This is a genomic window from Agromyces sp. PvR057 (genome assembly GCF_040547485.1).
Classification (GTDB): Bacteria; Actinomycetota; Actinomycetes; order Actinomycetales; family Microbacteriaceae; genus Agromyces.
The window spans coordinates 262382-277067 of the sequence record NZ_JBEPPT010000002.1; the positions used below are offsets into that span (position 1 = coordinate 262382).

Annotated in this window: 11 protein-coding genes; 7 read left to right on the top strand and 4 right to left on the bottom strand. The window is 72.2% G+C overall.

All coding sequences use genetic code 11. The features are described 5' to 3' along the window. Positions 1 to 107: 107 nt before the first annotated feature. Positions 108 to 1496 (bottom strand): choice-of-anchor A family protein, encoded by a 1389-nt coding sequence (locus tag ABIC29_RS10430; protein WP_354245129.1) that lies wholly within the window; start codon positions 1494 to 1496, stop codon positions 108 to 110. Positions 1497 to 1753: 257 nt separating this feature from the next. On the opposite strand from ABIC29_RS10430, the gene ABIC29_RS10435 reads away from it, so the two are divergent. Continuing rightward, on the top strand, positions 1754 to 2335 hold the full coding sequence (locus tag ABIC29_RS10435) for a MarR family winged helix-turn-helix transcriptional regulator (RefSeq protein ID WP_158551843.1): 582 nt from the start codon (positions 1754 to 1756) through the stop codon (positions 2333 to 2335). Then, positions 2332 to 3192 carry a 3-hydroxyacyl-CoA dehydrogenase gene (locus ABIC29_RS10440; RefSeq protein ID WP_116084214.1) on the top strand — a complete coding sequence of 287 codons (861 nt, stop codon included), beginning with the start codon at positions 2332 to 2334 and terminating at the stop codon, positions 3190 to 3192. Before ABIC29_RS10435 ends, ABIC29_RS10440 begins: the two co-directional genes overlap by 4 nt. Before the next feature lie 123 nt (positions 3193 to 3315). On the opposite strand, the gene ABIC29_RS10445 is transcribed toward ABIC29_RS10440, so the two are convergent. Continuing rightward, positions 3316 to 4338: a transcriptional regulator TrmB gene (locus ABIC29_RS10445; RefSeq protein ID WP_354245132.1), complete on the bottom strand. Its 1023-nt coding sequence runs from the start codon at positions 4336 to 4338 to the stop codon at positions 3316 to 3318. 141 nt (positions 4339 to 4479) lie between these two features. Between ABIC29_RS10445 and ABIC29_RS10450 the strand changes: the two genes are divergently transcribed. After that, positions 4480 to 8391: a S8 family peptidase gene (locus ABIC29_RS10450; protein WP_354245135.1), complete on the top strand. Its 3912-nt coding sequence runs from the start codon at positions 4480 to 4482 to the stop codon at positions 8389 to 8391. A 150-nt stretch (positions 8392 to 8541) separates the two neighbouring features. On the opposite strand, the gene ABIC29_RS10455 is transcribed toward ABIC29_RS10450, so the two are convergent. Then, the gene (locus ABIC29_RS10455; protein ID WP_354245138.1) at positions 8542 to 9936 is read right to left on the bottom strand and encodes an MFS transporter; all 1395 of its coding nucleotides are present in this window, start codon (positions 9934 to 9936) and stop codon (positions 8542 to 8544) included. A gap of 160 nt (positions 9937 to 10096) precedes the next feature. Between ABIC29_RS10455 and ABIC29_RS10460 the strand changes: the two genes are divergently transcribed. From ABIC29_RS10460 to ABIC29_RS10475, 4 genes are all read left to right on the top strand, one after another. Next, a complete protein-coding gene (locus tag ABIC29_RS10460) occupies positions 10097 to 10837 on the top strand; it encodes an SDR family oxidoreductase (protein WP_116084209.1) in 741 nt (246 codons plus the stop codon). 105 nt (positions 10838 to 10942) lie between these two features. After that, positions 10943 to 11575: a TetR/AcrR family transcriptional regulator gene (locus ABIC29_RS10465; RefSeq protein ID WP_354245141.1), complete on the top strand. Its 633-nt coding sequence runs from the start codon at positions 10943 to 10945 to the stop codon at positions 11573 to 11575. Positions 11576 to 11589: 14 nt separating this feature from the next. Then, positions 11590 to 12717 (top strand): NADPH:quinone oxidoreductase family protein, encoded by a 1128-nt coding sequence (locus ABIC29_RS10470; RefSeq protein WP_354245144.1) that lies wholly within the window; start codon positions 11590 to 11592, stop codon positions 12715 to 12717. Beyond that, complete coding sequence (locus ABIC29_RS10475) at positions 12714 to 13463, top strand: glucose 1-dehydrogenase (RefSeq protein ID WP_116084205.1); 750 nt, start codon at positions 12714 to 12716, stop codon at positions 13461 to 13463. Before ABIC29_RS10470 ends, ABIC29_RS10475 begins: the two co-directional genes overlap by 4 nt. Positions 13464 to 13651: 188 nt before the next feature. Here the strand turns inward: ABIC29_RS10475 and ABIC29_RS10480 are convergent, their stop codons facing one another. Beyond that, positions 13652 to 14593 (bottom strand): DUF1214 domain-containing protein, encoded by a 942-nt coding sequence (locus tag ABIC29_RS10480; protein ID WP_354245148.1) that lies wholly within the window; start codon positions 14591 to 14593, stop codon positions 13652 to 13654. Positions 14594 to 14686: the final 93 nt, after the last annotated feature.

Consider the following 14686-nt stretch of genomic DNA (forward strand, 5'->3'; position numbering starts at 1 on the left):
TCTGGGACGGGCGCGTCGGCACCGCGGCGATCACGCGTGCCTCGACGACGGATGCCCCGGGCCGAGGCCCGGGGCATCCGCGTGCGTTCGTCGGCGGGAGGCGGTCGTCAGGCGCGACGGCGACGACGCGCGATCGCGAGCAGCGCGCCGGCTCCGGCGAGGAGCGCGGCGGCGAGCACGGCGATGCCGGTCGCCTCGAAGCCGGTCGAGGCGAGGTCGGCCTTCTCGGCGCCGGCGGCGCTCGTCTCGGTGGTCGAGCCGGCAGGGGTGCCGGGCTGCTCGGGGGTCACGTTCGACTCGCCGGGGGTCGCGGGCTCCTCTGGCGTCTCGGGCGACACCGGCGTGCCCGGCTCGACGGGCGTCAGCGGCGTGGTGGGGGTCTCGGGGTCGACGGGCGGGACGACCTCCTCGGGGGTCGTCGGCTCTGGCGAGCACTCGAGGCCCTCGCCGCCGCTCCAGGGGTAGTTGTGGTGCTCGACGCCCGATCCGCTCACGGTGAGGTCGCCGCCGACGAGCAGGCGGCCGTTCGTCGACGTCGAGACGTCGGCGTCGGCGACCGGGGCGAGCACCGAGCCGATGAGCTGGCCGTTGGTGCCGAGGGTGACCGAGGTCGCCTCGTCGAGGTTCCAGAGGATGCGCGAGGACCACTCGCCGAAGTTCGCGCCGCTCGGGCCGTCGAAGCGGCCGGCGTCGTCGGCGAAGAAGTTGGGCGCCCACGTGAGCGAGGCGCCCGTCACGTTGACGAGCACGGGGGCGTCGGATGCCAGGTCGAACACGACCTCGGGCTTCGTGCCGAGCGTGGAGGCCGCGATGGAGAACACGTAGAGGTCGCGCTCCGTCGTGCTCGCGAAGCGCACGGTGTTGCCGCTCGTGGTCACGTCGTCGGTGTCGGCGGTGGCCGCGAGCGCGGCGGAGGTCGACTCGATGAGCGAACCGAACCCGGTGTTCGGGCTCGTGGCGGTCGCTGCGCCGAGGCTCGAGCGGACGGGGCCGCCGAACGAGTCGATCGAGGCGCCTGCGGCCGAGCCGCCGACGTCGACCGCGCCGCCGCCCGCGAGGTTCGCCCCGACGTGCACGCTCGTGCCGTTCGAGGTCGTGAGGTCGCCGCCGACGGCGAGCATCTGCCCGCCGGCCGGGGGGACGATGCCCGAGCCGTAGCCGGCCGTGCCGACGTTGAAGACGCCGCCGCTCGTCTTGGCGAAGCTCGCGTCGCCGGCGACGAGCAGGAGTCCCTCGGACTCGGCTGCGGCACCGGTCACGGTGTAGTCGCCGCCGGCGTACACGGCGACGCCCGTGTCGGTGAAGAGGGGGAAGTGCCCGAGGGGCGGCGCATGTCCGTCGGCGGGGCAGGTCGCGACGGGCGAGGCGGGTGCGGCGGTGGCCGGCGCGGCGCCGGTCACGGCGATCGCGGCGGCTCCGGTCGCGGCGAGGCCGGCGACGGTGAACAGGCTGAGCGTCGAGCGCAGGCGGGTGCGGCGGGGCGCGGGGGATGGCACGGTGATGCTCCGTTCGGGTCGGTTCGGTGGTCGTTCGCGAGGGCGTCGAGGCGCGCACTCGTTGCGGAGCGGGGGGCGCTCCGAGGAGGTCGTGCCCTGGGTGGAACACCGCCTCCGAAGGAGAGACCGACGAACCCGCGAATCATGACGCGAGTTATGTCAGGTTTCCTTACTATCAGGTCGGGCTGGGTGAACGCCAGACGTGTCGACGTTCTCGCCAGTGTTGCGGAATGCAACACAAGGTCGTAGCGTTGCAGATGACAACGGGAGGCCGAGAGATCATGGAAGCCGAAGGGCAGCGGCAAGGACACGAGCGCGACGCGGCGACTGCGGCGATCCTGCGCGACCTCATCGTCATCAGCCGTCGAGGCGTCGCCGACGCGAGGGTCGCGAACCTGAGCCTCAGCATGACCGACCAGTCGATCCTCGGGTACATCGTCGACCATCCCGGCTGCCGCTCGGTCGACATCGCCGAGGCGTACCGCCTCAACCGGTCCACGGTCTCGCGCCAGCTCGCGGGACTCACGGCGCTCGGCGTGGTGCGCGAGGTTCCGGATGCCGCGGGCCGCGGTCGCCCCCTCGAACTCACCGAGGCGGGGTGGGCCGCCTACGACGAGGCCATCGAGATCCTGCACGGCGTCGTGAGCCGCCAGCTCGACGGCTGGACCGATGCCCAGATCACCCGTTTCGCTCGCGACCTGCAGCGATTCAACGTCGGACGCACGGACGAGACCCGTCCGCGGCATCCGCTCGAGGCCCATGACGGGTCTCACGACGGCGCCGCACCCGGCGCGGACAACGCCCCACGAGGGACACAGGGAAAGAAGGAACAGCAATGACCGCCATCGCGAACGTGACGGTGCTCGGCACCGGAGTGCTCGGCTCGCAGATCGCCTACCAGACCGCGTTCAGCGGCTTCGACGTCGTCGCCTACGACATCAGCGACGACGCGCTCGAGGCCGCGAAGCAGCGCTTCGCCGGGCTCGCCGACACCTACGTGAAGGAGGGCGTCGCGGGCGCAGCCGACGGCGCGCAGGCCGCGCTCGGCCGCGTCACGTTCTCGGCCGACCTCGCCGCGGCCGTCGCGAACGCCGACCTCGTCATCGAGGCGATCCCCGAGCAGCTCGCGCTCAAGCAGTCGACCTACGAGAAGCTCGCCGCGCTCGCGCCCGAGCGCACGATCTTCGCCACGAACTCGTCGACCCTGCTGCCGAGCGACCTCTCGCCGTTCACCGGCCGCGCCGACCGGTTCCTCGCGCTGCACTTCGCCAACCGCGTGTGGGCGCACAACACCGCCGAGGTCATGGGCACCGAGGCAACGAGCCCCGACGTGTACGCGACCGTCGTCGACTTCGCGAGCTCGATCGGCATGGTGCCGATCGAGATCAGGAAGGAGAAGGCCGGCTACCTGCTGAACTCCCTGCTCGTGCCGTTCCTCTCGGCCGCGGGCGAGCTGCTCGTCGACGGCATCGCCGAGCCCGACGCCATCGACAAGACCTGGCGCATCGGCACCGGCGCGCCCATGGGCCCGTTCCAGATCTACGACATCGTCGGCCTCACCACGGCCTACAACATCTCCAAGGCCGGCGGCCAGAAGCAGCAGGCCTTCGCCGACCTCATCAAGGAGCGCTACATCGACCAGGGCAAGCTCGGCGTCGCCACGGGCGAGGGCTTCTACACCTACCCGAAGGCCTGAGCCCGCGGCGGGCCGAGCGCCCGCACGAGCAGACGACGGATGCCGCGACGAGACGCCTCGCCGCGGCATCCGTCGTCTCCGGTCACCGGTCCATCGGCGCCGTGCCGCTCGTCGCCGGTGTGCCTACACCCAGGCCCTGCGCACCGCCTCGGCGCCGAGCTGCAGGCGCGTCGTGACGCCGGCCGTCTCCATGAGCTCGGCGACCCGCCGCTGCACCGTGCGCACCGAGATGCCGAGCTGCGCGCCGGCCGCGGCATCCGTGAGCCCGAGCAGCAGCAGCTTCAGCAGGTCCCGGTCGACCGCATCGTGGGCGCCGGGCAGCTCGCCGGTCGAGATGAACTCGGTCGAGGTCGCCCAGTACTCCTCGAACGTCGCGATCACGAGGTCGAGCAGGCCGCTCGGGTTCACGAGCAGCGCGCCCGACGACCGCTCCTCGCCGTGCGAACGCATCGGCAGCATCGCCACGTCTTCGTCGGCGATGATGAGGCGGGTCGGCAGGGTCGGCAGCACGCGGACCTCCTCGCCGAACGGCGCGGACTCGCGGGCCGCGTCGATGAAGCCCGGCCACTCGAGCACCGCCTTCTCGACGATCACGCGGTAGCGCACCCCTCGCCGCAGTGCCTCGTCTTCAGCCGTGTTCTCAGTGGCGTCGAGGAAGGCCACGTCGCTCAGCATGAGCACGCGAACCTGCCGGGTCGCCGAGGCCTGCAGCTGGGCGAAGCGCTGGCGCACGGCATCCGCTCCGAGCACCACGTCGACGACGTCGGGCGCCGTGCGCTGCGCGGCCCCGCTGCGGTAGAGCTCGCTCAGCTCCACGAGCGCCTCGTGCGCCTGGGTCAGCCGGCGCTCGCGGTCGAGGAGCATCGGTCGCAGCGCGAGCGACGGCGGCGAGGCGACGACGCGGTCGGGTGCCGAGGCCTGGCGGGCCAGCAGCCCGACGCGCTCGAGCTCGGCGACGACCGCGCGCACCTCGGACACCGGTTTCGACGCGGATGCCGCGAGCTCGTCGATGCTCGACGAGGGCACCTGCAGGAGGAGCCGGTAGAGCGCCGAGTGCTCGTCGTCCAGTCCGATCGCCTCGAGCACGAGCGCCTTCCGTTCCATCATCGCGCCGACCGCCGTCGTGGCGGATCGAGGCCATGGCATCTCTCCGCCACCACCCTAGCCAACGCGCCGTGAGAGGTTGCTTGGCAAGCCAGTCCGAACGCGTGAGAGGTATCCCTAATGCCACGAAGCACGAGACCATTCCCACACCGCCGATCGTTCGCGGCCGCCATCAGCGGCCTCGTGATCGGCGTCGCCGGAGTCGGCGCAGCCGCGCTCCCGGCGACCGCGGATCCGACCGGTGGCGGCGCACCGCCGCCGTCGGCCACGGCCGCAGCGCCGGCAGCAGCCGGTGGAACGCACACCGTCACCCTCATCACGGGCGACCGGGTCACCGTGACCGACCTCGCGGGCGGTGCGCACGCGGTCGAGATCGACGCCGTCGACCCGGGTGAGGCCTTCCAGACCATCGAGGTCGAGGGCGAGCTGCATGTGCTGCCGACGTCGGCGATGCCGTTCGTCACGGCAGGAGTCGTCGACCGCGACCTGTTCAACGTCACCCGCCTCATCGAGTACGGCTACGACGACGCCTCGGTCGACGCGACCCCGGTGATCCTCGAGCTCGACGACGCCTCGGCCGCACGCAGCTTCGCGGCGCCCGTGCCCGGCATCGACGTCGGCGCGCCGCTCGCGAGCATCGGCGGCGCGGCCGCGTCGGCCGAGCACGCGAGTGCCGAATCGACCTGGGCCGCACTGACGGAGGCCGCGGCATCCGATGCCCGCGCCTTCAGCGCACCCGACGACATCAGCCTCGGCGGCGGGGTCGCCGCGATCCACCTCGACGGCAAGGTGCAGGCGACGCTCGACTCGAGCGTGCCCTACATCGGCGCGCCGGAGGCCTGGGCCGCCGGCTACACGGGCGACGGCGTCACCGTCGCCGTGCTCGACACCGGATACGACGACACGCACCCCGACCTCGCGGGCCGCGTGCTCGCCGAATCGACGAGCTTCGTCCCCGATGAGGCGGTCTCCGACGACCCCAACGGACACGGCACGCACGTCGCGTCGACCATCGCCGGCACGGGCGCCGCGAGCGGCGGCACCCACCGCGGCGTCGCCGACGGCGCGAACCTGCTCGTCGGCAAGGTGCTGAGCGCCACCGGCGAGGGCCAGGACTCGTGGATCATCTCGGCAATGGAGTGGGCCGCCGATCGCGCCGACATCGTCTCGATGAGCCTCGGCACCCGGTACGGCGACGACGGCACCGACCTCATGTCCCAGGCGCTGAACGAGATCTCGGCCGCGACCGACGCGCTCTTCATCGTCGCCGCGGGCAACTCGACGGCACCCGAGACGGTCGGCTCGCCCGGCTCCGCCGCGAGCGCCCTCACCATCGGATCGGTCGACGACCCGAGCGGCGAGCTCTCGTGGTTCTCGAGCCAGGGGCCGCTCGTGCGCTCCGGCGCGCTGAAGCCCGACCTCGCCGGCCCCGGCAACGACGTCACCGCCGCCCGCTCGGCCGACAGCCCCGGCGAGGGCTCGTACATCGGCATGAGCGGCACGTCGATGGCGACCCCGCACGTCGCGGGCGCTGCGGCGATCGTGAAGCAGCAGCATCCGGAGTACACCGCGGCGCAGCTGCGGGCGGCGCTCACGAGCACGGCGACGGATGTCGGGCTCACGCCATACCAGGTCGGCTCCGGCGTCATCGACGTCGCCGCGGCGATCGAGGCCGACGTCGTGGCCTCCGGGTCCGGTGACTTCGGCATGCTGACGTGGGGCGCGGACGCGACGCCGGTCACCCGCACGGTCGAGTACGCGAATCGCGGCGACGCCGAGGTGACGATCGACCTCACCGCGACGCTCGCCGACACGACGCCGGGCGCGGGCGACGGGGGCATCGAGCCCGGACGTGCGGCCGCGGCATCCGACGTGCTCACGATGGACGCCTCCTCGCTCACGATCCCGGCAGGGGAGACCCGGTCGGTCACGCTCACGGCCGACCCGGCGAAGGTGCCGGCGGGGGTGCAGCTCTCGGGCGTGCTCACCGCGGCCGTCGACGGCGACGCGGTCACCCGCACGGCGCTCGGCATCATCGCCGAGGCCGAGCGCTACGACCTCACCGTCACGGCGACCGACTTCGCGGGCGAACCGCTCGAGACCTCCGGGTGGATCTGGAACGCCGAGACCGGCTGGTACACGTCCTTCGGCGTGCCGGGCGAGACCACGCTGCGACTGCCGGCCGGCCTCTACTCGGTCATGTCGTTCATGGACGTCGCCCGCGAGGCCGACACCCAGGCGATCGCCCTCGTCGGAGACCCCGACGTCGTGCTCGACGGTGCGGCGTCGGTCGCATTCGACGCGCGGGCCACGAAGCCCGTGACCGTCGATGTCGGTGAGAAGGGGCTCGAACCCACGGTGCGCCGCATGGACTTCCACGTCGACGGCTTCAGCGGCAGCGCGCTCGCCCCGGTCTGGGTCGACGAGCTCCACGCGCAGCCGATGGACGCCCCCGAGGCCGACAGCTTCGACTTCACGACGCGCTGGCGCCTGCAGGCGCCCACGCTGTCGCTGAAGGCCGGCAAGGAGCAGCTCGACCTCATCCCGCAGGTCGGATCCACCCTGCTCGACGGACCGATCCGCACCGCTGCGGTCGCCGCGGGCCTCGGCAGCGCCGAGGAGTTCGCCGCGGTCGACGTGAAGGGCAAGGTCGCGGTCGTGACCCGCTCCGACGTCGTCCCGGCCTCCGAGCGCTCGGCCAACGCGGTCGCCGCGGGCGCCGCGCTCCTCCTCACCGTCAACGACGGCGACGGCGAGCTCAGCGAGTGGGTCGGCTCCGACGACTACACCGCCGACACGCCCATCCCCGTCGCCGCCGTCAGCGGCGTGCAGGGACGCCGGGTGCTCGAGGCGATCGCGAAGAAGCCGGTCGCCGTGAGCGGCACCGGCATCCCGACCGCCGACGAGATCTGGGACATCGCGCGCTACAGCGACGGCTCGGTGCCGGAGAAGCTCGACTACCGGCCCAAGAAGCTCGCCCGCATCGACACGACCTACTTCGGCGACCCCGCCACGGTGGGCGAGTACCGCTACGACTTCGTGCCGGGGACCGAGTACGGAACGGGCTTCCCGATGCGCACCTCGCGCGGCCTCGAGCGCACCGAGTGGGTGAGCACCGACCAGGTCGAGTGGTACCAGGGCGCCTCGGTCGTCGACGCCGGCTGGGAGGTCCGCGACGTCCAGCGTGCGTACGAGCCCGGCCAGGAGGTGGAGACGAGCTACTTCGGGCCGATCGTGCGTCCCTACGTCGGGCCCGGGTACTGGGCGCCGAACCGCACCGGCGACTACGCGCAGGTCAACCTGCCGTCGTGGGCCGACGGCGCCAACGCCGACCACACGGGTGCGTTCGACACGTACTCGGGCGCGGCCGACCGTTCGCAGCTCACCGAGGTGTACATCGACGGCGAGCTCGTGGAGTCCTCGCCGTTCCAGGGGGCCACCGTGTGGGACCTGCCCGACGGCGAATCCGAGTGGCGGGTCGTGAACACCGCGACCCACGACGGCACGTACCTCGCGTCGTCGACGTCGACCACGAGCGAGTGGACCTTCCGCTCCACGGGAACGGCGAGCGACGGCAGCCGGCAGCTCCTGCCCATGCTGCAGGCGTACTACGACCTCGACCTCGACGCATCGGGCACGGCGGGCAGCGGCCGCAAGAAGGGGGCGCCGGTCGGGCTCGGGCTCGAGCTCGGGCACATCGCCGAGGCATCCGGAATCGCCGCGCTCGCCGGTGCCACGCTCGAGGCGAGGGTCGACGGCGGCAGCTGGACGCAGGTTGCGCTCGACGCGACCTCCGCCGACACGTCGGTCGACGAGCCGTCGGAGGATGGCGCGCCGATGTTCGCCGAGGGGCGCGACGTCGTCACGGCCTACGCCGCGAAGATCGCGGTGCCCGATGCCGGCGGGTGGGTCGACCTGCGGGTGACGGCGACGGATGCCGCGGGCTCGACCTTCAGCCAGGAGATCGAACGGGCGTTCGAGGTCGCAGCCGCGAAGCAGGGCGGCGGTGGCGGTCACGGCGGCGGCCACCCCGGGAACGGCGGCGGTCACGGCGGCTGGGGCTGGCCGGGCTGGCACGGCGGCGGTCACCCCTGACCTGATCGGGAGGTGATCGCGCGATCGGGAGGACCGGACCTGGGGTTCGGTCCTCCCTTTCGTGCGAGTTCCTCCTGAATGCTCGTGCGAACCCCTGCCGACGGGGTCTCGAGACGCTCCGCTCCTCGACCGGCGGTCGCGGCAGCGCCGTCAGTCGAGCGGCAGCTCGTCGCCCGGTGAGTCGCCGACCGCGGCGATGCCGCGACGGCGGCGCCGGGCACGCGGTTCGTCGAGGCCGATGTGCACGCGTGTGCGCCGGCGCTCGATGATGATGAACGTCGCGCCGAGCAGCCAGAGCGGCACCTGCGTGAGGAACGCGATGCGGAACGCCTCGAGCGTGTACGTGTCGGGCGTGCCGGCGCCCTGGGCGTCCATCGCGAGGCCGATGAACAGGATCGCGAGGAGCGCGGCGAGGAACCCGCCGACGTTCACGATGCCGGTCGCCGTGCTGAGGCGGTGCGCGGGGTTGTACGTGCGCGCGTGGTCGAAGCCGATCATCGAGGCGGGGCCGCCAGTGCTCATCGCGAACACGAGCACGAAGAGCAGCCAGAGCGGCGCCGGGCCGGGCCAGGCGATCACGATGAGCCAGACCACGGCCTGGAGGGCGACGATCGGCAGCACGAGCATGCGCGAGCGGCGCAGCGGGTGCCGGCTCGAGAGCGCCCCGATCACGGGCCCCGACAGGACGCCGAAGACGACGTAGACGCTGAAGACGAGCGAGGCGACGGGCGGGGTGAGCCCCTCGCCGACGGTGAGGAACGGGAAGCCCCACAGCAGCATGAACGCCGTGCCCGAGAACGGCGTCGTGAAATGCGACCAGAAGGCGAGCCGGGTCGCGGGGTGCGCCCACGACTGGCGGAACCCCTCGCGGAAGTCGATCGAGGAGCGAACCACCTGGATCGCACCCGTCTCGGTGTCGATCGAGACGTCCTCGGCGCGATCGGGCGGACGGTTGCGGATCACCGTGAACGTCAGGATCGTGAAGAGCACGCCGAGGCCGGCGAGGCTGCCGAACGTGATCGTCCACGTGGTGGCGTGCAGCAGCGCGGCGAGCGGGAAGATCGCGGCGAGCTGGCCGACCTGCCCGAGGATGCCGGTCATCTGCACGAGGAAGGGCGCCTGCCTGGCCGGGAACCAGACCGCGACCACGCGCAGCACGCTCGGGAAGACGGCCGCGTCGCCCGCGCCGAGGAGCATGCGCGCGACGATCGCCCAGCCGACGTCGGGGGCGAAGGCGAGCACCGCCTGCCCGATCGCCATGAGCGCCATGCCCGCGGTGATGACCGGTCGCGCGCCGAACCGGTCGAGCAGCACGCCCACCGGGATCTGCATGCCGCCGTACACGGCGAGCTGGATCACGGCGAACATCGACAGCGTCGAGGCATCCGCGTCGAATCGCACGGCCGCATCGACGCCGACGGCGGAGAGCGAGGTGCGGTTCGTGATCGAGAGCACGTAGGCCGCGACGCCGACACCCCAGATGAGCCAGAGGCGCCACGGTGGAACCGAGGGGTTCGCGGATGCCGCGGGCGTGGGAATGCTCACCACTCCATCTTCACCCCTCGGGAAGACGCGCGAGCGCTCGGCGGCTGCGGGGTGGCTGCGGAATGGGCTACGCTTGGCGCATACCGTCTAGTCGGTATGCCCGAGTCGGCTTCGGCGCGACCTGGGCATCCGCACGACCGCGAACTCGAAGGGGAGACGCGTGCAGAGGTTCGAATCGAGCGTAGCGCTCATCACCGGCGGCAGCAGGGGCATCGGCCTGGCGATCGCGAGACGCCTCGTCGACGAGGGCGCCGACGTCGTCATCACGGGCCGCTCGCAGGAGTCCCTCGACGCGGCGGTCGCCGAGCTCGGCGCCGCGCGCGCGACGGGCATCGCCGGCAAGGCCGACGACTCCGAGCATCGCGCCGCCGTCTTCGCGCACATCGTCGAGCACCATGGCCGACTCGACCACCTCGTGAACAACGCGGGCATCAACCCGGCCTACGGTCCGGCGCTCGAGATCGAGGCCTCCGCGATCCGCAAGATCCTCGAGGTCAACGTCATCGCCGCGCTCGAGTGGACCCGTGACGCCGTCGCCGCGGGCCTCAGTCGGTCGATCGTGAACCTCTCCTCGATCTCCGCGGTGGCCGCCGCCCCCGGCATCGCGTTCTACGGCGTCTCGAAGGCGGCACTCATGAACCTCACGATCCAGCTCGCGCACGAGCTCGCGCCCGGCATCCGCGTCAACGCCGTCGCCCCTGCGGTCGTCAAGACCGCGTTCGCCCGTGCGCTGTACGAGGGTCGCGAGGCCGAGGTCGCGGCCGAGTACCCGCTGCGGCGGCTCGGCGTTCCCGACGACGTGGCGGGTCCGGTGGCGTTCCTGCTCTCCGATGATGCAGCGTGGATCACGGGGCAGACGATCCTCATCGACGGCGGCGCGAGCCTGCGGCCGATCGGCTGAGGCCCGGCCGGCCCGGCCCGGCCCGGCCCGCCAGCCCGCCGCCCCGCGACATCCGCCCGCGACATCCGGCACCGACCTCCCGAACCCGACAGAGACGAGAACCACATGAAGGACACCAGCGTCGCCGACGACGTGATGCGAGCGGCCGTCGAGCTGTTCGCCGCGAACGGGTACGCGAACACGAGCGTGCAGCAGGTCGTGGAGGCGGCCGGCGTCACCAAGGGTGCGATGTACCACTACTTCCAGTCGAAGGACGACCTGCTCTTCGGCATCTACGACCGCATGCTCTCGCTGCAGAAGGAGCACCTCGACGCGATCATCGAGCGCGGCGGCGAGGTCGCCGACGTGCTGCGCGCGGTCTGCGTCGACGTGATCGAGACGTCGATCGACTTCCTGCCGGAGGGTACCGTGTTCTTCCGTAGCATGCACATGCTGACCGCGCCGCGGCAGTCGGAGGTCACGCGCCGTCGCCGCGAGTACCACGACGAGTTCGCGGCGCTCATCGAGCAGGGCCAGAACGAGGGGCTCTATCGCGGCGACATCCCGCGCCCCGTGCTCATCGCGAACTTCTTCGCCGACGTGCACTACCTCTCGCACTGGTACTCGCCAGAGGGGCCGGAGGGCAAGACGCTGCTCGCCGAGCAGCTCACCGACCTGTTCCTCACGGGCATCGATGCGAGCGCCGCCGTCGGGGGCGCCGCCGTCGGGAGCAGGGTCGTCGGGGGCGGGGCATCGTGAGCGAGCGGATGCCGGTGGCGGGCGCCGAAACCGCAGCCGCGACGACGGCCGGCGCGCTGCCCGAGACCATGCGCGCGTGGCGCGTCGTGCGCCACGGCGAGCCCCTCGACGTGCTCGAGCTGCACGACGTCCCGGTGCCGCAGCCCGGAGCCGGCGAGCTGCTGCTGCGCACGGGCGCGGTGGCCGTGAACTTCCCCGACGTGCTGCTCTGCCGCGGCGAGTACCAGGTGCGCCCAGAGCTGCCGTTCGTGCCGGGCATCGAGCTCGTGGGCGAGGTCGTGGCCGTGGGCGACGGCGTTGCAGCATCTGCTGCGACGGCCGGCCTGCGCCTCTTCGAACCGGGCGACCGCGTCGTCGCCTCGCACATCGGCGTGCTGTCGGAGTACGCGATCGTGAAGGCGGATGCCGCGCACCTCGCGCCGGGCTCGCTCGACGACGTGCAGGCGGCGGGACTCGTCATCGCCTACCAGACGGCGTGGTTCGGCCTGCATCGGCGGGCCGCCCTGCAGCCGGGCGAGACGCTGCTCGTGCATGCCGCCGCGGGCGGCGTCGGCACTGCGGCGGTGCAGCTCGGCGTCGCGGCGGGCGCCCGGGTGATCGCGGTCGTCGGATCCGCCGCCAAGGCCGAGACCGCCCGCGACGCCGGCGCCGAGACGGTCATCGTGCGCGCCGAGACCGAGGACTTCGCGTCCGTCGTCAACGAGCTCACGAACGGGCGCGGTGCCGACGTCGTGTTCGACCCGGTTGGCGGCGACGCGTTCACGCGCACCACGAAGTGCATCGCGTTCGAGGGTCGCATCGTCGTGGTCGGCTTCGCGAGCGGCGAGATCCCGCCGGTGCGCGCGAACCACGCGCTCGTGAAGAACTACTCGGTGCTCGGCCTGCACTGGGCGCTCTACCAGCAGGTCCGGCCCGATCTCGTGCGCGGGGCCCATGCCGAGCTCGTGCGACTCGCGGATGCCGGGGCGATCTCGCCGGTCGCAGGCGGCGTCGTCGAGTTCGCGGATGCGCCCGCGGCGATCCAGGAGCTCGCAGGCGGCGCGACCGTCGGGAGGCTCGTCGTGCGGGTCGCCGGATCAGCGGATGCCGCGGCGCGCCCGGCTGCGACCGCCGACGTCTCCGCGACGGCGGGTGCGGCATGAGCGGGGTGCCGGGCGTCGACCTCGGCGGGCGCGTCGCGCTCGTCACGGGCGGCGCTCGCGGACTCGGCGCGGCCTACGTGCGCGCCCTGCACGCGGCAGGCGCCAGGGTGGTCGCCGCAGACCTCCTCGACGACGAGGGGCAGGCGCTCGCCGCCGAGCTCGGCGAGCGTGCGCGGTTCGTGCACCTCGACGTGACCGACGAGGCGTCGTGGGCGGCCGCCGTCGAGGCGACGCTCGAGGCCTTCGGCACGGTCGACGTGCTCGTGAACAACGCGGGCATCGCGAACGCCGCGCCCATCGAGCACCTCACGCTCGCGAAGTGGGATGCCGTCATCGCCGTGAACCTCACGGGCGTGTTCCTCGGATGCCGCGCGGTCGTGCCCGCGATGAAGGCGCAGGGTTCGGGCTCGATCATCAACATCTCGTCGGTCGAGGGCATGCGCGGCTCGCCCGGGCTGCACGGCTACACGGCGTCGAAGTTCGGCGTGCGCGGACTCAGCCAGTCGCTCGCGGTCGAGCTCGGCGCGTTCGGCATCCGGGTCAACTCGGTGCATCCGGGGCTCATCCTCACCGACATGACGACGCGTATCGATCCCGCGAAGCTCGACATCCCGCTCGGCCGGCCCGCCGTGCCCGACGAGGTCGCCGGCACGATCGTGTTCCTCGCGAGCGACGCCTCCTCGTTCACGAGCGGCGCGGAGTTCGTCGTCGACGGCGGCATGATCGCGGGCATCCCGCACCACTGAGCATTGTGCCCGTGTGCTCGCGCGCCGCGCCGTCGCGCCGTCGCGCCGTCGCGGCGTCGCGCCGCGCCGCTCGTGAGCGCCGAGCGGTCACGATGTGTCGGCTCCCGGCATCCGGATGGCGCACTTCGTGACCCCTCGGCGAACGCACGCCGCGTGTCGGGGCAGCGACGACCCCGAACCCCGCCGGGCTACGCGCTGAGTGTCGGGAAGCTCCAGCTGCCGTCGGTGATCTCGGCGCGCGGGCGGTAGAGCCGCACGAGGTAGTTCCAGCCCTCGGTGATCGGGATCGCGTTCGGCACGTCGTCCGGGTAGTCGCCGAAGCGCACCGTCGTGGAGCCGTCGGCATTGCGCACGCCGGTGATGTCGTTCACCGTGTACGCGCCGCGCTCGTTGGGCTCGAAGAATCCCTTCGCGTTGTACACCGAGATCGACCAGAAGCCGTCGACCGGAACGTCCGCCACCGTGAGTTCGTAGGTGCCGACCGGCAGCCGCGGGTCGACGCCGAGGTACGACGCCTCGCTGCTCGGGAGGCCGCCCCAGCCCGCGGCCGTGCCGATGAGGTGGCGCACCGGGTCGACCTCGTGCTTCGCGCCGAACGTGCGGTCGAAGCCCGTGAGGTTGCGGGCGAGGGCGAGCAGCGCATCGCGGGTCTCGTCGAGCGAGGCGGTGTCGTACTCGGGGGACTCGAACGGGGTCGCACCGTCTCCAGTGGCGAGCGAGATGGCGTCTTGGATGGCGGCGACCGCGGCGATATCGTCGGGGTCCGCCGGGTCGACGAGCGTGCGCACGGCGACCACGACGTACGGCGTGCCGAAACGCTCGGCGGTGATCTCGTAGTCGCCCGGATCGTGGAAGACGGCATCGATGTAGTGGTCCTCGTTGACGACCATCGCCGAGAGGTAGCGATCGCCGTGCTCGGGGAGCGTCAGCGTGGCGTCGGCCGTGGCATCGACCACCGCGAAGCTGTAGAGCGTGTCGCGGTTCATGCGGATCACGGCCTGCTCCTCGACCGACGCGGGCTCGCGATTGTGCAGGAACCGGCCGACGCCGCCTGCATTTCGCTGCAGGTCGTGGAACATGCGGTCGGTCTCGGCGCGGGCGAAGTTGTCGACGTTCACGTGGATGCTCACCGTCCGATCGTCGCATGCGCCCGCGCGCGCGAGGCCGAGGCAAGGGACGCGGCGCGTCGTCGTCGGGCCCGGAAATCAGGCATACCGTCTGGT